Source organism: Flavobacterium sp. FG68, from assembly GCF_057808895.1.
Genome location: NZ_JBMDIY010000007.1, coordinates 101,919 through 126,652, shown reverse-complemented (window position 1 = coordinate 126,652; position 24,734 = coordinate 101,919). Strand labels below are relative to the sequence as shown.

24 protein-coding genes are annotated in these 24,734 nt (G+C 34.0%); 5 read left to right on the top strand and 19 right to left on the bottom strand.

Annotation, left to right across the window (positions count from 1 at the left end):
- Positions 1 to 38: 38 nt before the first annotated feature.
- Positions 39 to 938, bottom strand: coding sequence for a S66 peptidase family protein (locus ACODSB_RS06645; protein WP_488936484.1), 900 nt, complete (start codon positions 936 to 938; stop codon positions 39 to 41).
- A gap of 212 nt (positions 939 to 1,150) precedes the next feature.
- Here ACODSB_RS06645 and ACODSB_RS06640 point away from each other — a divergent pair, with 212 nt between their 5' ends.
- The 3 genes from ACODSB_RS06640 (at position 1,151) to ACODSB_RS06630 (ending at position 3,120) form a co-directional block, all read left to right on the top strand.
- Positions 1,151 to 2,248: an endonuclease/exonuclease/phosphatase family protein gene (locus ACODSB_RS06640; RefSeq protein ID WP_488936450.1), complete on the top strand. Its 1,098-nt coding sequence runs from the start codon at positions 1,151 to 1,153 to the stop codon at positions 2,246 to 2,248.
- 86 nt (positions 2,249 to 2,334) lie between these two features.
- Positions 2,335 to 2,874: a 3-hydroxyanthranilate 3,4-dioxygenase gene (locus tag ACODSB_RS06635; RefSeq protein ID WP_180857146.1), complete on the top strand. Its 540-nt coding sequence runs from the start codon at positions 2,335 to 2,337 to the stop codon at positions 2,872 to 2,874.
- A gap of 69 nt (positions 2,875 to 2,943) precedes the next feature.
- A complete protein-coding gene (locus ACODSB_RS06630) occupies positions 2,944 to 3,120 on the top strand; it encodes a hypothetical protein (RefSeq protein WP_488936449.1) in 177 nt (58 codons plus the stop codon).
- A 1-nt stretch (position 3,121) separates the two neighbouring features.
- Here the strand turns inward: ACODSB_RS06630 and ACODSB_RS06625 are convergent, their stop codons facing one another.
- Complete coding sequence (locus ACODSB_RS06625) at positions 3,122 to 4,081, bottom strand: MBL fold metallo-hydrolase (RefSeq protein WP_488936448.1); 960 nt, start codon at positions 4,079 to 4,081, stop codon at positions 3,122 to 3,124.
- 114 nt (positions 4,082 to 4,195) lie between these two features.
- Between ACODSB_RS06625 and ACODSB_RS06620 the strand changes: the two genes are divergently transcribed.
- Entirely contained in the window at positions 4,196 to 4,801 is a 606-nt protein-coding gene (locus ACODSB_RS06620; protein WP_488936447.1) for a hypothetical protein, read from the top strand.
- 89 nt (positions 4,802 to 4,890) lie between these two features.
- On the top strand, positions 4,891 to 6,444 hold the full coding sequence (gene amaB, locus ACODSB_RS06615; protein ID WP_488936446.1) for an L-piperidine-6-carboxylate dehydrogenase: 1,554 nt from the start codon (positions 4,891 to 4,893) through the stop codon (positions 6,442 to 6,444).
- Between the two features lie 82 nt (positions 6,445 to 6,526).
- On the opposite strand, the gene ACODSB_RS06610 is transcribed toward amaB, so the two are convergent.
- The 17 genes from ACODSB_RS06610 to ACODSB_RS06530 form a co-directional block, all read right to left on the bottom strand.
- On the bottom strand, positions 6,527 to 9,286 hold the full coding sequence (locus ACODSB_RS06610; RefSeq protein ID WP_488936445.1) for a pectate lyase family protein: 2,760 nt from the start codon (positions 9,284 to 9,286) through the stop codon (positions 6,527 to 6,529).
- Positions 9,287 to 9,733: 447 nt separating this feature from the next.
- Positions 9,734 to 10,507, bottom strand: a complete 774-nt coding sequence (locus ACODSB_RS06605; protein WP_488936444.1) for a Bax inhibitor-1/YccA family protein — start codon at positions 10,505 to 10,507, stop codon at positions 9,734 to 9,736.
- 162 nt (positions 10,508 to 10,669) lie between these two features.
- Positions 10,670 to 12,061, bottom strand: coding sequence for an NADH-quinone oxidoreductase subunit N (locus ACODSB_RS06600; protein WP_488936443.1), 1,392 nt, complete (start codon positions 12,059 to 12,061; stop codon positions 10,670 to 10,672).
- Positions 12,062 to 12,117: 56 nt separating this feature from the next.
- Positions 12,118 to 13,557 (bottom strand): complex I subunit 4 family protein, encoded by a 1,440-nt coding sequence (locus tag ACODSB_RS06595; protein ID WP_488936442.1) that lies wholly within the window; start codon positions 13,555 to 13,557, stop codon positions 12,118 to 12,120.
- 10 nt (positions 13,558 to 13,567) lie between these two features.
- Positions 13,568 to 15,451 carry an NADH-quinone oxidoreductase subunit L gene (gene nuoL / locus ACODSB_RS06590; RefSeq protein ID WP_488936441.1) on the bottom strand — a complete coding sequence of 628 codons (1,884 nt, stop codon included), beginning with the start codon at positions 15,449 to 15,451 and terminating at the stop codon, positions 13,568 to 13,570.
- A gap of 7 nt (positions 15,452 to 15,458) precedes the next feature.
- Positions 15,459 to 15,779: an NADH-quinone oxidoreductase subunit NuoK gene (gene nuoK / locus ACODSB_RS06585; protein ID WP_012023318.1), complete on the bottom strand. Its 321-nt coding sequence runs from the start codon at positions 15,777 to 15,779 to the stop codon at positions 15,459 to 15,461.
- Complete coding sequence (locus ACODSB_RS06580) at positions 15,779 to 16,318, bottom strand: NADH-quinone oxidoreductase subunit J family protein (protein ID WP_053471552.1); 540 nt, start codon at positions 16,316 to 16,318, stop codon at positions 15,779 to 15,781. Before ACODSB_RS06580 ends, nuoK begins: the two co-directional genes overlap by 1 nt.
- Positions 16,318 to 16,863: a NuoI/complex I 23 kDa subunit family protein gene (locus ACODSB_RS06575; RefSeq protein WP_053471551.1), complete on the bottom strand. Its 546-nt coding sequence runs from the start codon at positions 16,861 to 16,863 to the stop codon at positions 16,318 to 16,320. The genes ACODSB_RS06580 and ACODSB_RS06575 overlap by 1 nt, the downstream gene beginning before the upstream one ends.
- A 161-nt stretch (positions 16,864 to 17,024) precedes the next feature.
- Positions 17,025 to 18,077 carry an NADH-quinone oxidoreductase subunit NuoH gene (gene nuoH / locus ACODSB_RS06570; RefSeq protein WP_073483760.1) on the bottom strand — a complete coding sequence of 351 codons (1,053 nt, stop codon included), beginning with the start codon at positions 18,075 to 18,077 and terminating at the stop codon, positions 17,025 to 17,027.
- Positions 18,078 to 18,080: 3 nt separating this feature from the next.
- Positions 18,081 to 19,112 (bottom strand): NADH-quinone oxidoreductase subunit G, encoded by a 1,032-nt coding sequence (locus tag ACODSB_RS06565; protein ID WP_053471549.1) that lies wholly within the window; start codon positions 19,110 to 19,112, stop codon positions 18,081 to 18,083.
- Positions 19,113 to 19,283: 171 nt separating this feature from the next.
- Complete coding sequence (gene nuoF / locus ACODSB_RS06560; RefSeq protein WP_072955480.1) at positions 19,284 to 20,654, bottom strand: NADH-quinone oxidoreductase subunit NuoF; 1,371 nt, start codon at positions 20,652 to 20,654, stop codon at positions 19,284 to 19,286.
- A 1-nt stretch (position 20,655) separates the two neighbouring features.
- The gene (locus ACODSB_RS06555) at positions 20,656 to 21,186 is read right to left on the bottom strand and encodes a complex I 24 kDa subunit family protein (protein ID WP_035646225.1); all 531 of its coding nucleotides are present in this window, start codon (positions 21,184 to 21,186) and stop codon (positions 20,656 to 20,658) included.
- A 141-nt stretch (positions 21,187 to 21,327) separates the two neighbouring features.
- Positions 21,328 to 22,566 (bottom strand): NADH-quinone oxidoreductase subunit D, encoded by a 1,239-nt coding sequence (locus tag ACODSB_RS06550; protein ID WP_053471547.1) that lies wholly within the window; start codon positions 22,564 to 22,566, stop codon positions 21,328 to 21,330.
- 25 nt (positions 22,567 to 22,591) lie between these two features.
- Positions 22,592 to 23,113: an NADH-quinone oxidoreductase subunit C gene (locus ACODSB_RS06545; RefSeq protein ID WP_053471546.1), complete on the bottom strand. Its 522-nt coding sequence runs from the start codon at positions 23,111 to 23,113 to the stop codon at positions 22,592 to 22,594.
- A 1-nt stretch (position 23,114) separates the two neighbouring features.
- Positions 23,115 to 23,663, bottom strand: coding sequence for an NADH-quinone oxidoreductase subunit B (locus ACODSB_RS06540; RefSeq protein ID WP_053471545.1), 549 nt, complete (start codon positions 23,661 to 23,663; stop codon positions 23,115 to 23,117).
- Positions 23,664 to 23,821: 158 nt separating this feature from the next.
- Positions 23,822 to 24,187: an NADH-quinone oxidoreductase subunit A gene (locus ACODSB_RS06535; protein WP_053471573.1), complete on the bottom strand. Its 366-nt coding sequence runs from the start codon at positions 24,185 to 24,187 to the stop codon at positions 23,822 to 23,824.
- A 243-nt stretch (positions 24,188 to 24,430) separates the two neighbouring features.
- The gene (locus ACODSB_RS06530) at positions 24,431 to 24,625 is read right to left on the bottom strand and encodes a cold-shock protein (protein ID WP_007137066.1); all 195 of its coding nucleotides are present in this window, start codon (positions 24,623 to 24,625) and stop codon (positions 24,431 to 24,433) included.
- Positions 24,626 to 24,734: the final 109 nt, after the last annotated feature.

The following is a 24,734-nucleotide window of genomic DNA, read 5'->3' as shown; positions in this document are numbered from 1 at the left end:
TTATGCGTGGTATTTTTTTCTTGGCTTAAGAAATAATATTATTTCTGAAAAGTAACCGTACTTCCAGATGCATTCACATCAATAGAAATAGTACTTCCCATAACTAAAGCGCGATTATCCTGAATATGTCCGGCCGGGAAATTAAAGATTACCGGAATGTTGTATTTTTTAGTAACATCATCAATAATTTCTAATGCATTTTTTCCCCACGGAACTTCATTGTCTTTCATTTTGGTCATTCCGCCAATGATAATTCCTTTCAGGTTTTCGATACAACCGTTACGTCTTAAATTCATCATCATACGATCAATATGATACAGATATTCATCTAAATCTTCAATAAACAAGATTTTATCTTTGCAGTCAATTGCAGATGGAGAACCCAATAAACTGTATAATATAGAAAGATTTCCACCCACTAATTCACCAGTTGCTTTGCCAAAACGGTTCATGCTGCTTGGTTCAATAGAATAGGAAAGAGGCTCCCCAAATAAACTCGATTTCATTGAACTAATCGCTGCCGGAGTAGCACGCGGAATTGTAACCGGCATAATACCATGAATAGATTTATAACCCATCGTGTTTAAATGATTGTGCAAAACTGTAACATCGCTAAAACCAATAACCCATTTTGGATGTTGTTTGAATTTTGTAAAATCCAGCAGATCTAACATTCTAACAGTTCCGTAACCGCCGCGAACACACCAAATTGCTTTTATATTCGGATTATCTAATTGCTTTTGAAAATCGGTAGCGCGTTGTTCATCTGTTCCGGCTAATTGGTGATAATCTAATCCAATTGAACTTCCAACAACAGCTTCCAGACCCCAGCTTTTAAGTAAATCTATAGTTGGTTTTAAGTTGTCGTCGATATTTTTTCTGGCTGTTGCCAAAAGTGCTACGGTATCTCCTTTTTGTAAATAAGGTGGTGTTATCATGATTTGTTGGGATTGACAGGTAAATGATTGTAAAGCAAAAATAAGAAATGCCAGTTTAGCACCATTAAAATATTTTGTGATAGTAAGGAAGCTTTTCATAGTTTCTTTTGCTTATTTGAATGTTGAGATTAACAAATATAAATTATTTACTCAATTAAATAATTGAAAATTCTTACAATTTATTTAAATTGGGCACTTAAATTTTTAAAGTTATGCAAATTATTAAATTTCACTTTTGTTTACTCGCCTTTTTTATAATTTCTCTTTCAAATGCACAATCTAAAAGATATGTAATTCACACCGCAGCCTTTTACAATTTCGAAAATCTCTTTGACATTAACGACGATCCAAGCACAAATGATGACGAATGGACTCCAAATGGTGCTCAGCATTGGACAAAAGAAAAATACGAACAAAAACTGAAAAATCTTTCCAAAGTTATCTCTGAAATTGGAACTCCTGAAAATTCTAATGCGCCTACTTTAATTGGCTGTTCTGAAGTTGAAAACCGCGGTGTTCTTGAAGATTTAATTAAAGAAGAAAAAATAGCACTTTACGATTACGGAATTATCCATTTTGATTCTCCCGATCAACGCGGAATCGATGTAGCGCTTCTGTATCAAAAGAAATATTTCAGGCCGACTTCTTATGCTAATATTCCGTTGTTGATTTATAAAAACAAACCAATTCTTCAGGAAGATAAAAACGAAGATTTAGGTGATGTTGAAATCAAAATAGATACTAAAAACCGAGTTTTTACCAGAGATCAGCTTTTAGTGACTGGTTTTTTAGACAATGAAGAAATACACATTATTGTCAATCACTGGCCATCGAGATCTGGCGGAGAAAAAGCAAGCAGTCCGTTTCGTGAAGCAGCAGGAAGATTAAATCGAAAAATTATAGATTCTCTTCAGCAGATAAACCCAACGGCAAAAGTTATTACAATGGGAGATTTAAACGACGGACCTTTTAACAAAAGTGTAAAAACCGAATTAGGAGCAAAGGCAAAAAAAGCAGACGTTCCTGAATTTGGTGTTTATAATCCATTCGAAGAAATGGCAGAAAGAGGAATGGGAACTTTAGCGTTTAGAGATTCCTGGGATATTTTTGACCAAATCATAATGACCAAATCTTTTATTGAACCTGATTTTTCAAGTTTTAAATTCTGGAAAGCAGGGATTTTTAATCGACCTTATCTTATTCAAACTTCGGGAAAATACAAAGGATATCCGTTAAGAAATACTTTAACAGAAGCAGGTTTTAGCGATCATTTTCCGGTTTATATTTATTTAATACGAGAGATAAAATAAATCACAGTTTTCAGTCTGAATACTGAGACTGCGACTGTTTACTGAATACTTTTCACTACCTTAGCTTTTCATAAATTCTGAAAAAAATGGCTATAGCAAAACCATTCAATCTAACAAAATGGATTGAAGATAACCGACACTTATTAAAACCACCAGTTGGAAATAAAAATCTATATGTTGATTCAGGCGATTATATTGTAATGATTGTTGCCGGACCAAATGCACGAAAAGATTATCATTATAACGAAACCGAAGAACTTTTTTATCAATTAGAAGGAAGTATAAAAGTTGTAATTCAGGAAGACGGCGAACGCAAGGAAATGGAATTAAATGCCGGAGACATGTATTTGCATCCCGCTAAAATCCCGCATTCTCCAGTCCGTTCAGAAGGTTCAATAGGATTAGTAATTGAACGCAAACGCGCCGGAAAAGGATATACTGACGGTTTACTTTGGCATTGTGATAACTGCAATCACAAACTTTATGAAGTATATTTTGAACTGCATAATATCGAAAAAGACTTTCTTCCTCATTTCGAACATTTCTACAATTCAGAAGAATTAAGAACTTGCGATAACTGCGGAACCATAATGGAAACTGATCCGAGGTTTACGGCTAAGAAATAATTTATTTATCCTAACAGGTTTTTAAAACCTGTTAGGTATTATTCCAACAAAATGAATATTAATAAGATTATGAAAGATTTAAGAAAAGAAGAAGATTCCAATCCCAATATAGATAATACTTCAGAAGAGGATTTCTTGTCACACTTAAAAGCAGAAATTAAACAAGGAAAAGAAGATTTAAAAAATGGTAATTTTATTACTCATGAAGAGATGTTATTGGAATTGAAAAGAAAAAAAATCATTTGATCTACAACCCAATTTTTCTCCCTTGTTCAGGATAAATAATCTTCAATCCTAAATCATTTTGACTTTTTAACTGCTCTTTAATTTTAGCAATATTTTTAGCAGGTGGTTTTAAATGCGTAATAATGATTTTGAAATTCTTCAAAGAACCTTTTCCAGCTAATTCTTCTAAAACATGAAGTTCATTCATTAAGTGATTTGGCGTTAAGTGTCCAAATAAAAATTTGTCCGGTTGCTCATTTGGGAAAGAAACTTCAATTAAAATACCTTTCAATTGTTTGCTTTGAACCAAAGGTGCAACTGCAGTCCACAAAGCTTTCAATTTATCGCTTTTTTCTACAGAATCAGGGCCTGTATCTCCTAAATACAAGACATAATTATCTTCATTTTTAATTAAAAATGCGGTACTCTCAAACGGATTTACATGACTTAAAGGAAAAGCTTTAACCGTCATTTTTGTATTTGAAAGTGGTGTTTCTTCGTTTAGATTTAAAGTCTGAAAGTGATATTTTTTCAACGGAAAACCAACGCCTTTGTCTCCAAAATTAGCCCACGTTTGATCATTGAAATAATGATTTTCCATCATTTCCATACATTTTTCAGTCGCATAAACCGTTTTAGAAGAATCTGCTGGAGAGTTTATAATTAAGCCGGAAACGTGATCTAAATGGGCATGCGAAATCAAATATCCTTTTATATATTTTCGTAAAACTTCGTTGGTCGAAACTTTGAAAACTTTGTTTTCAATCGCTTTCTCAATTCCGGCATTTATCGTTCCGGCATCCAGACAAACAAAATCTTTTGTGTTTGCGGGGGCTATTAAATAAGCCGAAAGATTTTTCTCGTCGATTCCGCCTTTTATTCCTAAAGGAACAATCTGAAAAGAAGATTTCTGTTCTTTTTGAGAAAAAGCATTAAATGAAACTAAGACAAAACAAAGCAAAAGCCGACTGAAATTGGTCATATTTATAATTTTAGAAATGCAAATTTCATCAAATTTACCGAATAAATCAGGATGGCTTTGCGTTAATACTTGTAAAATAACGCTAAATTTACTTTGATTACAAAGAACCTCTACATGTTTAAAAAGTTATTTATTTTTCTGTTTTTAAATTTAATTCCTTTAAATGCTTATTGCTGTGATTGCTCTGAAAAACCATCTATTCAGGAAAACTGGAAATTAGCAGATCAGGTATTTATTGGAAAAGTGTTAAAAGTAGATAGTTTGTTGTATTCTGAATATGGTCAAAGAATGTATGCTTTTACGATTAAAATATCTAAAACCTACAAAGGAGGAATTTTCCAAGGAAATAATCTAAAAACAATTTTAGCAGTAAGCTCTGGATCCTGTGATTATTATTTTGATATTGGAAAAGAATATCTGATTTACGCTAAGAGAGACTACAATGCTTTAGGTTGTTCTATATGTTCAAGAACTGACTTATTACAAAATGTAAAAGAAATTGAGTTAGAAGAATTAGGGAAATTATATGAAGAATCTAAAAAGAGCAACAAAATTCAAATTATTAAATTTCAGAATGATATTGAATATCAAACAGCTTTAGTTAAAAATTCATTTGAAGAAGAAATTAATACAAAAGAGATAATTATTTATGTTTTGTCTGGATTATGTTTTCTTTTGGTTGCATTGCTATTTGTAATAATTCGAAAAAACAAAAAATAAGACGAAATTATTTTTGCTATTTGATATATTCAACTCTAAACAATATCTTTACATGAAAAAATATAACAATTTTAACTAAAAAAGTTACAATGACAACAATAGCATCACAATTTGGCATGAATGAAGCTTTGGAAAAACTAGGAATTAAACTAGTTAACGAAGGAACTTCAACTGGAGTAGAGAACTTTTCATCGGGAGAAATTTTAGATAGTTTTTCACCTGTAGACGGAAAATTAATTGCATCTGTAAAAACTTCAACACTTGAAGATTACGAAAAAGTAATGCGTTCAGCAACTGAGGCATTCAAAACTTTTAGATTAATTCCGGCACCACAGCGTGGAGAAATTGTGCGCCAGTTTGGAGAAAAATTACGTCAAAATAAAGAAGCTCTTGGTAAATTGGTTTCTTATGAAATGGGAAAATCATTGCAGGAAGGATATGGAGAAGTTCAGGAAATGATCGATATCTGTGATTTTGCGGTTGGTTTATCGCGTCAGTTACACGGATTAACAATGCATTCTGAAAGACCAGGGCACAGAATGTATGAGCAATATCATTCATTAGGAGTTGTTGGAATCATTTCGGCATTTAATTTTCCGGTTGCAGTTTGGTCTTGGAATACAGCTTTAGCTTGGATTTCCGGAGATGTCTGCGTTTGGAAACCTTCTGAAAAAACACCACTTTGCGGAATTGCCTGCCAAAATATTATTGCTCAGGTTATCAAAGAAAATAATCTTCCGGAAGGAATTTCTTGTTTGATAAACGGTGATTATAAAGTAGGAGAGTTGTTGACAAAAGATACTCGTATTCCTTTAATTTCCGCAACAGGTTCTACCAGAATGGGGAAAATTGTAGCACAAACCGTTGCTGGAAGATTAGGTAAATCGCTATTAGAATTAGGAGGAAATAATTCAATTATTGTGACTCCTGATGCCGATATTAAAATGACCGTTATTGGAGCTGTTTTTGGAGCTGTAGGAACTGCAGGTCAGCGTTGTACATCAACTAGAAGATTGATTATTCACGAAAGTATTTATGATAAAGTAAAAGATGCTTTAGTTGCAGCTTACAAACAATTAAGAATCGGAAATCCGCTTGACGAAAATAATCATGTTGGACCGCTTATCGATACACATGCTGTTGAACAATATGCTGTAGCTTTAAATAAAGTAGTTGCTGAAGGTGGAAAAATTTTGGTTGAAGGTGGAGTTCTTTCTGGCGAAGGCTACGAAAGCGGCTGTTACGTAAAACCTGCAATTGCTGAAGCTGAAAATTCTTTTGCAATTGTACAGCACGAAACTTTTGCTCCGGTTTTATATTTGATTAAATATTCTGGTGATGTTGATAATGCAATCGAACTTCAAAATGGAGTGGCGCAAGGATTATCTTCTGCAATTATGACCAACAATTTACGTGAAGCTGAAAGATTTTTATCTGTAACAGGTTCTGACTGCGGAATTGCGAATGTAAACATCGGAACTTCGGGAGCTGAAATTGGAGGTGCTTTTGGTGGTGAAAAAGAAACTGGCGGTGGACGTGAATCTGGTTCTGATGCCTGGAAAATCTACATGAGACGTCAAACAAATACGATTAATTATACAACGAATCTTCCTTTGGCACAAGGAATTAAATTTGATTTGTAATTAAATCTCTTTTAAATATTAGAAAAAAGGCTTCCAAATTTTGGAAGCCTTTTGTTTTTATAAATTATAATATTATAAAGTTTTACTTTTTAATAATAGTTTGATTAAATGAATCTTCGGCAGTATAAATTTTTGCTAAATAAGTTCCTGTTGAAAGCTGACCGATATCAATAGTTTCAGTTCCTTTTTGAACAGTTTTTACTAGTACGCCTGAGATGTTATAAATCAAAACTTTTTCTATTTTTTGACTTGGATCTGATAAGTATAAAATGTTTGAAGCCGGATTTGGATACACAAATATTTTCTCAGTTTCTATATCAGCTGGAGTTTCTATTTTTGCCATACGAAGCATTCCACCGCTGTAAACCGTATTCATATAAAATAAGTTTGACGTATCTTTTTTAGTAATTGTATGACTTCCTGCGGCCAATGAAACTGTTACAATTCCGTTTGAAGCTACTTTATCCACATTGTCAACTTTTATTGTTGCCGAAGCTTCCACAAAAACAAGCGTTAAAGTACTCGCCTGACTTGTTGTAAATGAAATATTGGTAGAAGATTCAATTTTTAGACATTGCGTCAAAGTCAAACCATTATACGTAACCGTACCTTTAGTAGTCGAAAGATTTCCTGTAATTGCATAAAATGTGCTTGTTTTTCCAGAAGTTGTAAAATTGTGAATTTCGCTTCCAGACGTACCTGTATTTATCGTTATTGTTCCAGATCCCGTTGCTGCAGTTCCTGTTCCTGTAGTTGTAATTGAATATGAAACTGTTGCAGTTGGAGTTCCCGAAATAGTTATTGTTTTAGCCGATGTATTTTTTACAAAAGTTAATCCAGATGCCGGCAAACCGTTTACAGTGGCATCAGTTGCAGTTCCTCCCCAGGTAAATACAATCGAGTTAATAGCAGTTCCGCTGGTTACGGTTTGGCTGTTATTATTTGTAGATGTTAAAGTTTGAGTTCCTGCTGCATTTACCGTTATTGTTCCAGATCCAGTTGCAGGAGTTCCTGCAGTTCCTGTTGTAGCAATCGAATAATTTACGGTTGCAGTTGGCGTTCCGGAAATTGTGATTGTTTTTGCAGCTGTATTTTTTACAAAAGTCAATCCCGAAGCTGGTAAACCAGTCACGGCAGCATCTGTTGCATCACCTCCCCAGGTAAACACAATTGTTGCAATTGAAGTTCCGCTAGTAACGGTTTGATTGTTATTAGAAGTTGAAGTTAAAGTTTGATTTCCAGCCGGAGGATTTGTTCCGTCCTGAACATAAACTAAATTCGTTTGATAATTTGTCAAAGCCGATTTCAACCCTGTATTTACCGCATCGGCAGCATCATCAACGGCATTGTTAAATGTCCATTGTAAATCACCACCAGATACACGCCCTGCATATTGCATAACATTTGTTCTTGCAGTTTCCGGACTGTCAGGCGTATAAGAATACATTACACTTGAGTTGGTATCAAAATTATTATACGTTTTAGCGCCTTTTTTTGATGTAATACTACTGCTGATAGTTTCGTTTCTGGTCGATGCTACATAAGCATCAAATTCAACTGGATAGGTTGAAGAATTGTACCCAGCAAAACGAGTTTGTCCGCTCATTGTATTGTTAAAAGCTTTAATGGTTCCGCCGTCTTCGCTTGAAAAAGTTCCCTCGGCACCATTGTAAACATCAGTTCCCTGCATTGAAGTCAACATTGGGTATTTACAATTTCTAAAATAATTAGCTTCTACAAAAACAGAAGAGCCTAAAGTTGATCCAACACCATATTTTGAATTTCCATCATAATAATTGTTATAAACGTGAGCAGAATAATAACGCACACGCGGATGGCGAGAATCAGAGTGATCGTACCAGTTGTGGTGATAGGTAATATATAAACCAGCTGTAGTTCCTTCACTTAAACCTAAAAGATTACTTTTTCCTGAATCCCAAAAGTGATTGTATGAAAAGGTAATATAAGTAGATTTTTTACAGTCTAAAGCTCCGTCACCTTTAACTTGGTCTGCATCGCTTCCGGCATTTCCATAAAAGAAATCACAGTTATGAACCCAAACGTAATCATTATCTTGCTGCAAGCCAATATTGTCGCCTTCGCCGCTGTCACAGTTCATTGTTCCAATATTTCGAATTTCAATGTTTGATGCATTTTTTACTCTTATTCCCCAGCCATCAGCAACAGCATCATTTCCTATTCCTTCCAGAGTAAGATAAGCCGAAGCATTTTTACTGTTTTCAATGACAATATCACCGCTCATCATATACGATAAGTCGGTAATCTGTCCAACCATACGAACAATTAAAGGTCTTAATTCTTTACCTTTTTTGTAACCGTCAAGAATGGTTTGTAATCCAACGCAAGGATTTGTTGTCGCACCAGTTACATCAAGCGAAACCGTATTTTTAGTCTGCTCTGTTATGTAGATAATTACTGCATTACTTTTTGGAGTTCCGTCTGCATTATAGGCACCCGGAACTCGGGAATTAGCAAAAGCAAATCCAGATCGATCGTGTGCTTTAACTGTCAATGAACTTGTTGTGGTACCAGTTCCTTCAACACCAGAAATAACTGGTTTGATTTTTACAGTATAAGATCCGGCTTTTAAACCCGGAATATCGGCACGAAAATAACTTCCATAGCTTCTAATAAGCTGAGTGTCAATTTTTCGATCGACAATTCCTTCACCTGTATAATATACATTATACGTTTGAGCATTGCTTACGGGCTGCCATTTTACAAAAGCAGATTCAAGCCATCCGCTTGCTTCATTAATTTGCTGTGACCAGGTTTGCACAGCAATAAAAAACATAGCTAAAAAAAGTAGGTTTTTTTTCATAATTGTTTAAGTTAGACATTAATAAAAGTTTTTTGTGGTTTTTGTGGTTCTCGACTAAAATTAAGATTGTAATCGATTACACGAAATTATACAAAATTTTGATATTCTTATTTATTTTGTCTTAAAAAAACATATACGTAAAATTAATCACTAATATTTTAGTTAAAATGTAATTTATTGCACTAATTGTAATTTATTACATGTTAAAATATTTCTAGCGAAAGCCTAATTTTATTGACGTTTTAAAGAGGTAAAAAGGGATATGTTTTTAGAATTTATATTTTTATAACTTTTAAACCTATTTTTGTTAAAATGTATTTTTTGTAGGAAAAAGAATCTTTTTAGTAGGTTTGTATTTTGAAGATGTAAACTAATTATTAGAATATGAAGCATAAAAAAAGCCTTTTTGAATTTCAAAAAGGCTTTTTTTTATGTGTAAAGAAAATTTTAATTCTTACTTGACAATTTAGATAATAATCTTAAAAATTCGATATACAACCAAACTAATGTGATCATTAATCCCATTGCACCATACCATTCCATGAATTTTGGCATTCTTTCCTGAACACCTTTTTCAATTAGGTCAAAATCTAAGAATAGGTTTAAAGCAGCAATTATAATTACAAAAACGCTAATTCCAATACTCATCATTCCATTTCCGTAATGAACCGGAGTAAAATTAAAAATTAAAGAAGCAATCCATGAAATTAGATAATAAGTTGCAATAGCAAGAGTAGCAGCAATTACAACTGATTTGAATTGTTCTGTAACTTTTACGATTTTAAATTTGTATAAACCTAAACAAACTAAGAAAGTAACCAATGTAGCTCCAACTGCGTTTATTACAATTCCAGGATACATAGCTTCAAAAATAGCCGAGATTCCTCCAATGAATAATCCTTCAAATAAGGCATAACCCGGAGCAAGATACGGTGATAATTGTGGTTTAAATGCAGAAATTAAAACAAGAACAAATCCAACAATTGCACCTCCAATAGCAGGCAGCATAATGTTCAGTCCGTTAAAAGCCATCCACCATGTTACCATAGCAGCGCCGCATAATATTAAAAATAAAATAGCTGTTTTATTAATCGTACCAGACAAAGTCATTTCCTGATTGTAATCAATAATCTTTGCTTCGTGTACTTCTTCAGCTCTTGAAACAGCATTTGATGAAAAACGCTTGTTACTTAAAAAAGGATTTTTTGAATTGAAGGCCATAGTTTTTATGCTTTTAGTGAACCCAAATATATGGAGTTTTTTTGAAGTCTGTAATTTAACTTTAAATTTTTAACATGAAATTTTCTTTTGAAAACTGCTGTAAAACAAAAAATCCACCAAAAGAAACTCTTGATGGATTTGTATATTTTTTAATCTGAATTTTTAATTCAATAAATCTAAAACTAATGAAGGGAATAAACCTAAAGCAATATTTAAACCGATAGAAATAATAGCAACAGCATAAATAAGGAATGGTTTTCCTGTACGCTCTTCATTTGGTTCTTTAGAATACATGGCCAAAATTAATTTGAAATAATATCCAACACTTATAATAGAGTTGATTACTGCAACAATTACGATGGCAACATAACCAGCGTGAAGTGCCTGATCAAATAAGAATAATTTTGCAAAGAATCCTGAGAAAATCGGAATACCGGCCATAGACAATAATGAACCCGTCAAGATTGCAGCCAATAACGGATTTGTTTTTCCTAAACCGTGAAAGTTTACAATATCTTCGTTATCCTGATTTTTACAAACGTATAAAATAACACTGAATGCAGCAATACCAGCTAAAGCGTAAGCAGCAGTGTAATACAATAAAACTCCTGCAGAAGTTGCAATAGTTAAGAATGTAATTAACATGAAACCTGCGTGAGAGATTCCAGAAAATGCCAGCATACGTTTTACATTTACCTGACGCAAAGCCATGATATTTCCAACGGTCATAGAAGCAATTGAAATTACAAGAATAATATTTTCAAATGTTCCTAATAAATCCTGATTTTCTAAAGATGGAATTAAATTCAATCCTGAAACTAATTTAAATAATGTTGCAATCGCTATTACTTTTGCTAACGTACTCATTAAAGCAGTTGTTAAAGCTGGAGAACCTTCATAAACGTCTGGTGCCCAAAAGTGAAATGGTACAGCAGCAACTTTAAAGAACATTCCAATTGTCATTAAAATCATTCCGATAGGAAACCAGATTGGTAATTCAGCAGATAAAGAACTTTCGTGAATTTCTGCAATATCAAAAGTACCCATAGCTCCATAAATCAAACAAATACCGAATAAGATAATCCCAGATGCGAAAGATCCCATTAAGAAATATTTCATTCCCGCTTCGTTACTTTTAATATTTAAACGATCGCTCGCTGCAAGAACATATAATGCGATAGATAAAATTTCGATTCCAAGGAAAAACATCGCTAAGTTTCCGAAAGAAACCATAGCAACACCTCCGGCTAATAAAAATACTTTTATAGCGATGTAATCAGAGATTTTTGTCTGATGATTTTCGTAAAAATTATGGCTTAATGCTACAAGGAAAATAGTTAGAATAATAAACAATGATGAAAAAGCAGTCGAGAATTTACTCACTGTAATCATGTTATTGTAATAACTTGCTGTTGTTCCAAATTCGTAAAAGTTTAGTGCCAAAACTCCCAATAAACCTAAAATGGTAAACGGAACGATGCCTTTTCTAAAATTTAGAATTTCAAACAATAGGCAGAAAATACCCAATCCTGTTATAGCTATTAATGTATTCATTTTTGTTTTTTTGATTTAGGAAATCTAAAACGCCCTAATTTATTTTATTTAAAATATTAATTTTTATTGATAACGTTTAAAATCGTTTCTAAACTTGGAGTGATCAAATCTGTAATTGGTTTTGGATAAAATCCAAAGAAAATTAAAACAGCAATAATCGCAACTAAAGAAATTCCTTCGTTAACAGAAACATCTGCAAAAGTTTTTGAATTTGTTTCGCCCAACATTACATTTTGAAACATTTTCAACATATAGTAAGCTCCTAAAATAATCGTTGTTCCGCCTAAAACAGCAAACCAAATGTTTATTTGAGAAAGGCTGTATAATACTGTAAACTCTCCAACAAAGTTAAATGTAGTTGGTAAAGCAACAGATGCCAAAACCAAAATTAAAAACATTGAAGTGAATTTTGGAGATTGTGTACGGATTCCGCCTAACTCGCTAATATTTCTAGTTTCAAATCTTCTGTAGATAATTTCTGCAGCATAGAATAATCCAACAACCACAAAACCGTGAGCGATCATTTGTAAAACTGCTCCGCGGAAACCATCAAGGGTTAAAGTATAAGATCCCGCAGCAATTAATCCAACGTGAGCAAGAGATGAATAAGCTAATAATTTCTTTAAATCTTTTTGTCTCAAAGCTACAATTGAACCGTAGATAACACCTGCAATTCCTAAAGCAATAAAAATATTCATGTATTCTTTTGCAGCAAGAGATGCAATCGGCAACTGCCAGCGAATAACACTATATAATCCCATTTTTAACATAATACCAGATAAAAGCATTGTCCCAACAGTTGGTGCTTTTTGGTACACATTTGCCTGCCATGTATGGAAAGGAATAATAGGAATTTTGATTGCATAAGCAAGGAAGAAAGCAAGGAAAATCCAAAGCTGTTCGCAAGCAGATAATTGTACTTTGTATAAATCTTCAATTAAGAAAGAACCTGCTTTTTGGTATAAATAGATAAAAGCAGTCAACATAAACAATGAACCTGCAAGTGTATAAATAAAGAATTTAACCACAGCTTTTCTGCGTTCTTCAGCATCTCCGTTACCCCAAATAAGAGCAATAAAGTAAATAGGAATAAGAGCTAACTCCCAGAAAATATAATATAAAAGACCATCTGCAGCAAGGAAAGTTCCTGTCATAGCAAATGCCATAAATAAAATCAGAGCATAAAAAGCTTTTGAGTTTTTATATTCATTCCCGAAAGAAGAGAATATAATAATTGGAGTTAAAGCCGTTGTCAATAAAAGCATGGCAAGACCTAACCCGTCAGCATTTAGCGCAAAAGAAATTTTAGGCTGATTGATCCACGCATTGATAAGACTGATATTTTCTCCAGCATTAAAATGGTTTAACAATACAACCGAACAGCCTAAAGCTGCCAAACTAAAGAACAAAGCTACTTTTGAAGCGAGTTTGTCACCAGCAAAATAGGTGATAAATGCACCAACTAAAAGAATAATTAATATAAGAGAAACGTTCATAGTTATAAAATTATTGAGCTAAAAATATATAAGAAACAATCGCGCAAAGACCTAAAACGAAAGCAAAAAGATATAATCCAATACTTCCTGTCTGTAGTTTTTTACCCTGAAACGCCAATTCGTTTGCTGCTTTTCCTAATCCAAAAACAACTGCCGATAATCCCGTTTCAATATAGTCTCTAAAGAATCTTGATAATGCATTTACTGAGCGAACGAAAATCGCATCGTAAGCTTCATCTACATAATATTTGTTATACAACACTTTTGTTAAGCCTGTAATATTTTCGTCAGCTTCAGGAACATTGTCTTGTTTGAAGTATTTGATATAAGCAATTAAAATTCCTAACAATCCGCCTAAAACAGCAACTCCCATTAAAGTATATTCTGTTGCGCCCAAATGATGTTCTTCGCCAGCCACTTTTGTGAAAAGAGGTGCTAAATATTCATTTAACCAGCTGTTTCCAGGTAAACTAATTAATCCTCCAAAAGTTGCTAAAAGAGCTAAAATCATTAAAGGGAAAGTAATTAAACCGTCACTTTCATGTAAATGATGTTTTTGTTCTTCAGTTCCTCTAAAATCTTTAAAGAAAGTTAAGAACATCAATCTGAACATATAGAAAGCCGTCATAATTGAAGCAATAGATCCAACAACATATAATGGAATACTGTGGTGGAAAGCAGTCAATAAAATTTCATCTTTTGAGAAGAAACCTGAGAAAAACGGAACTCCAGAAATAGCCAATGAAGAAACCAACATTGTCCAGAAAGTGATTGGCATTGCTTTACGCAATCCTCCCATTTTACGCATATCCTGCTCACCGTGTAAACCGTGAATTACAGAACCAGATCCTAAGAATAAACAAGCTTTAAAGAAAGCGTGTGTGATTACGTGGAAAACTGCTACTTCATAAGCCCCAAATCCTAATGCCAAGAACATTAATCCTAATTGAGAAACTGTAGAATAAGCTAATACTTTTTTAATATCAGTTTGTACTAAACCAATTGTAGCAGCTACTAATGAAGTTATCGCTCCAATAATTGCTATTACAGTTTGAACGTCTGGCGCTAAATCAAAAACAAAGTTCAATCTCGTTACCATAAAAATACCAGCTGTTACCATCGTAGCAGCGTGGATTAATGCAGAAACAGGAGTTGGTCCCGCCATCGCATCTGGTAACCAAGTGTACAACGGAATTTGAGCAGATTTACCACAAGCCCCAATAAACAAACATAAAGCTGCTAAAGAAAGTAATGGTAAATTTAAATTTGTTGCTCCTGCGATTGCAGTTTTTAAAGTGGCATAATCTAAAGTTGAGAACATTGAACCAATAATGAACATACCAATTAAAAGACCTAAATCTCCAATTCTGTTCATGATGAAAGCCTTTTTTGCAGCATCGTTATAATCCTGGTTTTTATGCCAGAATCCGATCAATAAATAAGAGCAAAGTCCAACACCTTCCCAACCGATAAATAAAACTAATAAGTTGCTTCCAATTACAAGCGTAATCATAAAGAATACGAACAGATTTAAATACGCAAAAAACTTGTGCATATTTTCATCATCATGCATGTAACTGATAGAGTATAAATGAATCAAAGATCCAATTCCGGTTACGAATAATAACCACAGAACAGATAACTGATCTAATAAAAATCCAAGATTGATTTTTAGATTACTAATTTGAATCCAGTCAAATAAAGTAACTTCAATTCCTTTTCCGGTTGAAGTTATTTGATTAAAAAGAACTAGAGTAACTATAAAAGAAACAGCCACGGCAGCAGTTCCGATGATTCCCGAAACTGTTTTCCCCAAGCTTTTTCCAAAGAAAACATTGATTAAAAATCCTAAAAAAGGAGCTAAAACTAAAACTAAAGCTAAATTGGTATCCATTTCTATTTTATCCTTTTAAATTTTTTAAATTATCGATACTAATTGAACCGATGTTTCTGAAAATAGAAACTAAAATCGCCAATCCTACCGCAACTTCAGCAGCAGCAACCGCCATCGAAAAGAATACAAAAACTTGTCCTTGCGCATCCTGATGGTAAGTTGAAAAAGCCACAAATAAAAGGTTTACTGCATTTAGCATGATCTCGATAGACATGAAAACGATAATTGAATTTCGTCTGTACAATACACCAAAAACACCAATACAAAAAAGTACAACACTTAAAAAGATGTAATTTTCAATACCTATTTGATTTAATATATTACCCATTATTTATTTAATTTTTCTTTTTTAGACAATAATACAGTTCCAATCATCGCAACCAAAAGTAAAATCGAAGCAAATTCAAAAGGTACCATATATTCGTTCAACAATATTTTACCCAATACTTTAATAGATTGGAAATCTTCTCCGGTTGAATCATAATCTCCAACAATTGGTTTAGAATTGATGAAAATTGCAATTAAAACAATAACAATTAAACAGAAAGAAACAATCGCTCCTAAACGTGTAATCCTTGGTCGGTGCACATCTTTTTGTTCGTTAAGGTTCATCAACATAATCGTAAACAGGAACAAAATCATAATCGCTCCAGAGTAGACTATTATATGTACAACAGCTAAAAATTGAGAGTTCAATAATAAATAATGACCGGCAATAGAGAAAAAACAAATCACTAAATAAATAGCAGAGTGAATTGGGTTTCGGCTAAAAATGGTTAAAAAGGCAGTTATTACTGTAATAAACGCTAAAATACAAAATATAACACCTACAGGAGTTGCGTTTGCGAAATCAGGAATATGTATCATTAGTTAGCGTTATTAAGTTGTGAATTTTTAATAGCCATTTCTAAAGGCATCACTAATTTGTCTTTTCCAAAGATGAAATCTTCTCTTTCATAACTTGCAGGAACTAAAACCTTAGAAGTTGTCAAATAGATAGCATCTTTTGGACAAGCCTCTTCACATAAACCACAGAAAATACAACGAAGCATATTTATTTCATAAATCGAAGCATATTTTTCTTCTCTGTATAAATGTTTCTCGTCTGGTTTACGTTCAGCAGCTTTCATTGTAATCGCTTCTGCAGGGCACGATAAAGCACATAATCCGCAGGCAGTACAATTTTCACGACCTTGCTCATCACGTTTCAACATGTGCTGACCGCGATAAACCGGGCTCATTTCACGAACTTGCTCCGGATAATGAATCGTAATTTTTTTTCTAAAAAGGTGTTTAAGCGTAATCGCCAAACCTTTTACAATCGCCACAAGATACAATCGTTCAATAAAAGTCATCTCTTTATTAGAGACCACTTTTTTTCTACCCGATAATGATATAGTTTCTATTGACATTTTTTAATCTATGATTTATGATTTACAATTTGAGTTCAGTCAAATTCAAAATCTATTTTATTTTTATTTGAAGCTAATCCTGCTATCCGCTGTATCTTTAATTTTTCTAAAGAAAAAAATTAAAGGATGCCGCTTCTATCAGGGCTAGGGCATTACGGTTCTTAGAATCCTAAAGCGGCTGCGATATCGTGTCTTAAAATAACAGCGCCCGTAATCATAATATTAATAATCGAAAGTGGAATCAAAATTCTCCAGCCTAAGTTCATTAATTGGTCGTATCTAAATCTTGGAATTGTCCAGCGTACCCACATGTAAAAGAATATGAAGAAACATATTTTTACAAATAATACAGCAATTCCTAAAAGATTAGCAGTGTTTACTCCAACATTTTCTACCATCCACTGCATTCCAGGATAGTTATAACCTCCAAAGAATAAGACAGAAATAATAGTAGCAGAGATAAACATACTTGCATATTCAGCAAACAAATAGAATCCCATTTTCATTGATGAATATTCTGTATGATAACCTCCAATTAATTCGTTTTCACATTCTGCTAAATCGAACGGAGTTCTGTTAGTTTCTGCAAATGAACAAATTAAGAAGATTAAAAATGAAACTGGCTGATAAAAAACATTCCAGTTCATTCCTTGCTGTTGTAATGAAATCTCTTTTAAACTCATTGTTCCGGTCATCATCAACAATGCAATCATTGATAATCCCATAGCAACTTCATAAGAAACCATTTGAGAAGCTGCACGAACAGCTCCCATTAATGAGAATTTATTGTTAGAAGCCCATCCACCAATCATGATGCCGTAAACTCCAACAGAAAGAACTCCAAAAATGTATAATAAAGCAATATTTACATCAGTTGCCTGAAGAATAATGTCTCTTCCAAAAAGATGAAGTCTGTCCCCCCAAGGAATTACAGCACTTGTCATCAAAGCTGTACTCATGGCAATTGCCGGACCTACAACGAATAAAAATCTGTTTGGTGTGTTTGGGAAAAATTCTTCTTTAGAGAATAATTTCATACCATCGGCAAGCGGCTGTAATAAACCTCCCCAACCTGCACGGTTTGGCCCAACACGATCCTGAAGAAAAGCAGCAACTTTACGTTCTGCCCAGGTAGAATACATTGCCATAATCATTGTCACCGCAAAAACGACAACAATAACAACACTTTTTTCTATAATAAATGCACTTTCCATTTCTTAAGAATTTTTTTCATTAGTAGTTAATGGAATTGCAGCCATACTAATTTTTTTACGGTCGATATCGCGGCCTAAAAGAATATTCTTTTCAGTATCGATTTCAACTTTCTCTAATTTTTGAGTGTAGTTATTTTGATTGATAACAGAATCTTTTTCAAATTCTCTAGGTCCTTCAATAACCCAGTCATTTACATCTTTGTGATCAAAACGACAGCTGTTGCAAATGAATTCTTCTACTTCATGGTACTCATCTTTACGACCAGTTACACGTTGAATTTCTCCACCAAACATCCAAACTGTAGTTTTACCGCAGCATCCAGGAGTAGTACATTCTCTGTGTGCGTTATAAGGTTTATTAAACCAAACTCTTGATTTAAAACGGAAAGTTTTGTCTGTTAAAGCTCCAACCGGACAAACGTCAATCATGTTTCCAGAAAACTCATTGTCGATTGCTTTAGAAATTCCGGTAGAAATATTAGCGTGGTCACCACGATCTAATACTCCGTGAACTCTGTTGTCTGTCAATTGATCTGCAACTTGTACACATCTTTGGCATAAAATACAACGGTTCATATGCAGTTGAATATTTGGACCAATATCTTCTGGTTCAAACGTTCTTTTTTCTTCAATAAAACGTGATTTTGGGTTTCCGTGCTCAAAACTTAAATTTTGAAGATCACATTCACCAGCCTGATCACAAATAGGACAGTCTAATGGGTGGTTGATCAATAAAAATTCTGTTACAGATTTACGCGCTTCGGTAACTCTGGCAGAAGATTTACTGTTTACTTCCATTCCGTCCATACATCCTGTTACACAAGATGCCATTAATTTTGGCATTGGTCTTGGATCCGCTTCACTACCTTTAGAAACTTCAACTAAACAACAACGACATTTTCCGCCGCTGCCTTTTAATTTTGAGTAATAGCACATGGCTGGCGGAACCAAATCTCCACCAATCATACGTGCAGCCTGCAGGATCGTTGTTCCTGGCTCTACGTCTATACTTTGACCGTCTATGGTTACTTTCATCTCTTACTTTTGTTTTTTTAGTTTCAGGTTTCACGTTTCAGGTTTTCACTTGAAACCAAAAAAACTTGAAACTTGAAACTATTTTAAACTTTTTTGTTGAAAGTCGGAATATTTTAAAGAATTGCTGTCCTTTTTAATATTATGAACTTTATAACTTTCTGCTTTTTATTTTTATACGATTACTTTACCGCCTACTAAATGCTTCACTTGTGAAAAAGGTTCAGCAACAAAGTGATCTCTATTTTTGATTTTTTCAGGGAAACGAACGTGATATTCAAATTCATCTCTAAAGTGACGAATCGCTGCTGCTACTGGCCAAGAAGCGGCGTCACCAAGCGGACAAATTGTGTTTCCTTCAATTTTACTTTGAATACTCCAAAGCAATTCGATATCTTCTTCACGGCCTTGACCGTTTTCAATTCTCCATAAGATTTTTTCTAACCATCCTGTTCCTTCACGGCAAGGTGTACATTGACCGCAAGATTCGTGGTGGTAAAAACGTGCAAAGTTCCAAGTGTTTCTTACGACACAAGCAGTATCGTTGTAAACAATAAATCCTCCAGAACCTAACATCGATCCGGTAGCAAAACCACCATCACTTAAAGATTCGTAAGTCATTAAACGATCTTCACCATTTGCTGTTTTGAAAATCAATTCGGCTGGTAAAATTGGCACAGATGAACCTCCCGGCACAAATGCTTTTAAAGGACGACTTGAAGACATTCCTCCTAAATATTCATCAGAATTCATGAATTCGTCAACGCTTAAACCTAATTCAATTTCGTAAACTCCAGGATTTTTGATGTGTCCGGAAGCAGAAATTAATTTAGTTCCTGTAGAACGGCCAATTCCAATTTTAGCATAATCGTCACCAGAATTGTTTACAATCCACGGCACCGTTGCAATAGTTTCAACGTTATTTACCACTGTTGGGTTTGCCCAAAGTCCTGAAACTGCAGGGAATGGCGGTTTAATACGAGGATTTCCTCTTTTACCTTCCAAAGACTCAATAAGTGCAGTTTCTTCTCCACAGATATAAGCTCCGGCTCCACAGTGAACGTGTAACTCTAAATCATAACCCGTACCTAATATATTTTTTCCTAACCATCCGGCAGCCTTAGCTTCGGCGATTGCTCTTTCTAAAATTTTGAAAACCCACATATATTCTCCACGAATGTAGATATACGAAAGGTTAGCGCCTAAAGCGTAACTAGAAGTAATCATTCCTTCGATCAATAAATGAGGAATAAATTCCATCAAATAACGATCTTTGAACGTTCCCGGCTCTGATTCGTCGGCGTTACAAACTAAATGTCTTGGTTTTCCTGATTTTTTATCAATAAAGCTCCATTTCATTCCGGCAGGGAAACCCGCACCACCACGACCACGAAGACCTGACTTTTTTACTTCTTCAGTAACTTCATCCGGTGTAAGTGTTTTTAAAGCTTTTTCTACAGAAGCGTAACCACCATTTTGGCGATATACTTCGTAGGTTTTAATTCCAGGAATATTGATTTTATCTAATAATATTTTTTGTGACATCTTATTTATCGTGTAATATTATTTTATCATCTTTACAATCAGCGATTAACTGATCGATTTTTTCTTCTGTCAATTTCTCTTTGTAGAAATCACCTAACTGCATCATCGGAGCGTATCCGCATGCACCTAAACATTCTACACCAGCAATGGTAAACATTCCGTCAGCGGTTGTTTCACCCATTTTAATGCCTAATTTTTCAGAAGTATAATCCATTAAATTTTCGGCACCGCTTAAACAACAACAAGACGTCTGGCAAAATTCAAACATGTATTTTCCAATTGGTTTTTGGTTGAACATGGTATAAAAAGTAACCACTTCATAAACCTCAATTGGTTTTATCTGAAGAATTTCGGCAACCTTGTCCTGCAATTCAATGCTAAGCCAGTTGTTATGCGCGTCCTGCACTTCGTGCAAAACAGGCAGTAAAGCCGATTTTTGTTTGCCTTCCGGATAATGACTAATCAATTCATTGATACGAGCGATCAATGCCTCAGTCATATTTATTTCTTGTTTGTAATGTTTACGTTCCATTTTTTATTTTGGATTTTAGATTTTAGATTTTAGATTTTTCAATCTGGATCTATAATCGGCATTCTTTTTAAATTTTAGATTTCTGATTTTAAATTTTAGATCTTCCAATCTGCAATCTAAATTCTAAAATCTGCAATCTTTTTAGGCGTCTAATTCTCCTGCAATTACGTTTAAACTCGAAAGGATAACAATTGCATCAGAAAGTAACGCACCTTTAATCATTTCAGGATATGCCTGGTAGTAAATAAAACAAGGTCTTCTGAAATGTAATCTATATGGAGTTCTGCTTCCGTCTGTAACTAAATAAAAACCTATCTCTCCGTTTCCTCCTTCAACAGGATGGTAAATTTCGGCAACCGGAACAGGAACTTCTCCCATTACGATTTTAAAGTGATAGATTAAGGATTCCATCGAATTATATACATCTTCTTTTGGAGGAAGATAATAATCAGGAACCTGAGCATGGTATTCGTTTCCTTCTGGCATTTTTTCCAAAGCCTGACGAATAATGCTTAAACTTTCCCAAACTTCAGCATTACGAACACAGAAACGATCGTATGTATCACCTGATTTTCCAACAGGAACAATAAAATCAAAATCTTCGTAAGATGAGTAAGGCTGAGCCACACGAACATCGTAATCAACTCCGGCAGCACGTAAGTTTGGACCTGTAAATCCGTAAGCCATTGCTTGTTCAGCAGAGATTGCACCTACGTTTACAGTTCTGTCAAGGAAAATTCTGTTTCTTTCGAATAAGTTTTCGAATTCTTTCCAGGCTACTGGAAATTCTTCAAGGAATTTATCTAGTTTTTTGAAAGCTTCTGGAGACCAATCTCTTTCAAAACCACCAATTCTTCCCATATTTGTAGTCAAACGAGCTCCACAAATTTCTTCGTAGATTTCGTAGATTTTTTCTCTAAATTGAAAAACGTATAAGAAACCAGTATACGCACCAGTATCAACCCCAAGAATCGAGTTACAGATTAAATGGTCTGTAATACGAGCCAGCTCCATTACAATAACCCTTAAGTATTGTGCTCTTTTTGGAACTTCAACACCTAATAGTTTTTCTAGTGTCATCCACCATCCCATATTATTAATAGGAGAGGAGCAATAGTTCATACGGTCTGTAAGAGGAGTAATTTGGTAAAACGGACGATTTTCGGCAATTTTTTCGAAAGCTCTGTGGATGTAACCAATAGTTGGTTCGGCTTCCAGAATTCTTTCACCATCCATTAATAGGATATTTTGAAAAATACCGTGAGTCGCAGGGTGGGTAGGACCTAAATTTAGTACTGAAAGCTCGCTTCCGTCTTCGTTTAGTTTCTCCTTAATTATTTTAGCATAACGATGCTCTGGTGGTAATAATAGTTCTGACATTTTATAATGTTGAATTATTTATTTTTTAGCAATTTGTTGTTGTTCTTCCAAAGAATCTGTCGTCTTTATCAGTTCTTCCGCTGTCTTCCATTGGGAATTCTTTTCTCATTGGGAAAGACACCATTTCATCCATATTCAAAATACGTTTCAATTGCGGATGGCCAATAAAATTGATTCCGTAGAAATCGTATGTTTCTCTTTCCATCCAGTTTGAACTTAAAAAGATATTTGAAACAGTTTTTATTTCTGGTTTTTCGCCATTCAGATAAACTTTAATTCTAAGACGTTTGTTTTCGTACCAGTTGTGCAAATGATATACGATAGCAAACTGACGTTCTGAATCGTTGTCCGGGTAATGAACCCCGCATAAATCTGTTAAAAAGTGAAAACGTAGTTCAGAATCGTTTTTAAGGAATAAAATCAACGCTGTAATTTTATCAGCTGAAGCTTCTAAAGAAAAAATATCTCTTTCTTGCTGAAAGTTAAAAACATCGTTATTAAATGTTTCTGTAAGTTTATCTTGAATCAGGGTATTTTCTAAAGCCATCTTATGAGATATTATATGAAGCTAATAATTCTTGGTATTCTGGTGAACTTCTGCGTCTAACAGATTCGCTTTTTACCAATTCTTGTAATCTCATTACACCGTCAACAATCTGCTCTGGTCTTGGCGGGCATCCAGGAACGTAAACGTCAACCGGGATTACTTTATCAATTCCTTGTAAAACTGAGTAAGTATCGAAAATACCTCCTGATGAAGCGCAAGCTCCAACAGCAATTACCCAGCGAGGCTCAGACATTTGTTCGTAAACTTGTCTTAAAATTGGAGCCATTTTTTTAGAAATAGTTCCCATTACTAATAACATATCTGCCTGACGAGGAGAAAAACTCACACGCTCAGAGCCAAATCGTGCTAAATCGTAATGTGAAGCCATTGTTGCCATAAACTCAATTCCGCAGCAAGATGTTGCGAATGGTAAAGGCCAAAGAGAATTCGCGCGTGCCAAACCAACAACGTCATTTAGTTTTGTAGCGAAGAAACCTTCTCCTACAACCCCTTCCGGTGGCGCAACCATATTTACATTTGAATCGCTCATTTTATTTTAGATTTCTGATTTTAGATTTTAGATTTGTTGAAATCGTAAAAAGTAAAATCAATTTTTTTAAATCAGTATATTAATTCAAAGGAGTTTAAATTTTAAATTTTAATTCGAGACATAATCTAAAATCAGAAATCTAAAATCTAAAATCACATTTATTCCCAGTCTAAAGCTCTCTTTTTGATGATGTAGAAAAAACCAACTAAAAGTAAAGCCATAAAAACGACCATTTTAAGCATTCCTTCTATACCAAGATCTTTAAAGTTTACTGCCCACGGATAAAGGAAAATTACCTCTACGTCAAACAATACGAACAAAATTGCTACCAGAAAATATTTTACAGAAAAAGGAATACGGGCATTACCAACAGATTCGATACCGCACTCGAAGTTTTTATCTTTTACTTCAGAGGTTCTTTTTGGGCCTAATTTTCCAGAAATAATGATTGTTCCTACCACAAAACCAACAGCCAGAATGAACTGCATTAAGATAGGAATGTAACTGTATTGATCAGATTGCATAAGCTTAGCTTTTTTACTTAAAGAATAAGCCACAAAGATAACTTTCAACTATGTAAATCACAAACTAAAGGGAGATATAAGTACATCATGAAAGCGCGTTTATATGTAATTTTTATTGATTATAAATAACACGTGCTTTTTTTAATATTTTTTTAAGAAATGGACAAAAAAAAACGTCTCGAAATAAATCGAAACGTTTTTAAAACCATTCAGAGGCAAAAAAAATAAATTGCTATATTTTTCTTAGATTACTGCTACTTTAGCAGCAACTTTCCCTTTTCTTCCTTCTTCTTCTTCATAGCTTACACGGTCTCCTTCGCGTAATTCTTCCGCGTTAATTCCTGAAGCGTGAACGAAGATGTCCTTTCCTGTTTCTTCGTCTGTAATGAATCCATAACCTTTAGATTCATTGAAAAATTTTACTGTACCTGTACGCATTGTAATTGTAATAATAATTTATAATAAAGCAAATGTAATATATAAATTCATACAAAAGACATCTACCTGTTAATTTTTTGTAAAAATTATTGATTTCCAGTGTTTTTAC

What these genes read in the sequence shown, in the direction of transcription:
- ACODSB_RS06645 (WP_488936484.1), bottom strand. Translation starts at nt 938, where the DNA reads ATGATAACACCACCTTATTTACAAAAAGGAGATACCGTAGCACTTTTG.
- ACODSB_RS06640 (WP_488936450.1), top strand. Translation starts at nt 1,151, where the DNA reads ATGCAAATTATTAAATTTCACTTTTGTTTACTCGCCTTTTTTATAATT.
- ACODSB_RS06635 (WP_180857146.1), top strand. Translation starts at nt 2,335, where the DNA reads ATGGCTATAGCAAAACCATTCAATCTAACAAAATGGATTGAAGATAAC.
- ACODSB_RS06630 (WP_488936449.1), top strand. Translation starts at nt 2,944, where the DNA reads ATGAAAGATTTAAGAAAAGAAGAAGATTCCAATCCCAATATAGATAAT.
- ACODSB_RS06625 (WP_488936448.1), bottom strand. Translation starts at nt 4,081, where the DNA reads ATGACCAATTTCAGTCGGCTTTTGCTTTGTTTTGTCTTAGTTTCATTT.
- ACODSB_RS06620 (WP_488936447.1), top strand. Translation starts at nt 4,196, where the DNA reads ATGTTTAAAAAGTTATTTATTTTTCTGTTTTTAAATTTAATTCCTTTA.
- amaB (WP_488936446.1), top strand. Translation starts at nt 4,891, where the DNA reads ATGACAACAATAGCATCACAATTTGGCATGAATGAAGCTTTGGAAAAA.
- ACODSB_RS06610 (WP_488936445.1), bottom strand. Translation starts at nt 9,286, where the DNA reads ATGAAAAAAAACCTACTTTTTTTAGCTATGTTTTTTATTGCTGTGCAA.
- ACODSB_RS06605 (WP_488936444.1), bottom strand. Translation starts at nt 10,507, where the DNA reads ATGGCCTTCAATTCAAAAAATCCTTTTTTAAGTAACAAGCGTTTTTCA.
- ACODSB_RS06600 (WP_488936443.1), bottom strand. Translation starts at nt 12,061, where the DNA reads ATGAATACATTAATAGCTATAACAGGATTGGGTATTTTCTGCCTATTG.
- ACODSB_RS06595 (WP_488936442.1), bottom strand. Translation starts at nt 13,557, where the DNA reads ATGAACGTTTCTCTTATATTAATTATTCTTTTAGTTGGTGCATTTATC.
- nuoL (WP_488936441.1), bottom strand. Translation starts at nt 15,451, where the DNA reads ATGGATACCAATTTAGCTTTAGTTTTAGTTTTAGCTCCTTTTTTAGGA.
- nuoK (WP_012023318.1), bottom strand. Translation starts at nt 15,779, where the DNA reads ATGGGTAATATATTAAATCAAATAGGTATTGAAAATTACATCTTTTTA.
- ACODSB_RS06580 (WP_053471552.1), bottom strand. Translation starts at nt 16,318, where the DNA reads ATGATACATATTCCTGATTTCGCAAACGCAACTCCTGTAGGTGTTATA.
- ACODSB_RS06575 (WP_053471551.1), bottom strand. Translation starts at nt 16,863, where the DNA reads ATGTCAATAGAAACTATATCATTATCGGGTAGAAAAAAAGTGGTCTCT.
- nuoH (WP_073483760.1), bottom strand. Translation starts at nt 18,077, where the DNA reads ATGGAAAGTGCATTTATTATAGAAAAAAGTGTTGTTATTGTTGTCGTT.
- ACODSB_RS06565 (WP_053471549.1), bottom strand. Translation starts at nt 19,112, where the DNA reads ATGAAAGTAACCATAGACGGTCAAAGTATAGACGTAGAGCCAGGAACA.
- nuoF (WP_072955480.1), bottom strand. Translation starts at nt 20,654, where the DNA reads ATGTCACAAAAAATATTATTAGATAAAATCAATATTCCTGGAATTAAA.
- ACODSB_RS06555 (WP_035646225.1), bottom strand. Translation starts at nt 21,186, where the DNA reads ATGGAACGTAAACATTACAAACAAGAAATAAATATGACTGAGGCATTG.
- ACODSB_RS06550 (WP_053471547.1), bottom strand. Translation starts at nt 22,566, where the DNA reads ATGTCAGAACTATTATTACCACCAGAGCATCGTTATGCTAAAATAATT.
- ACODSB_RS06545 (WP_053471546.1), bottom strand. Translation starts at nt 23,113, where the DNA reads ATGGCTTTAGAAAATACCCTGATTCAAGATAAACTTACAGAAACATTT.
- ACODSB_RS06540 (WP_053471545.1), bottom strand. Translation starts at nt 23,663, where the DNA reads ATGAGCGATTCAAATGTAAATATGGTTGCGCCACCGGAAGGGGTTGTA.
- ACODSB_RS06535 (WP_053471573.1), bottom strand. Translation starts at nt 24,187, where the DNA reads ATGCAATCTGATCAATACAGTTACATTCCTATCTTAATGCAGTTCATT.
- ACODSB_RS06530 (WP_007137066.1), bottom strand. Translation starts at nt 24,625, where the DNA reads ATGCGTACAGGTACAGTAAAATTTTTCAATGAATCTAAAGGTTATGGA.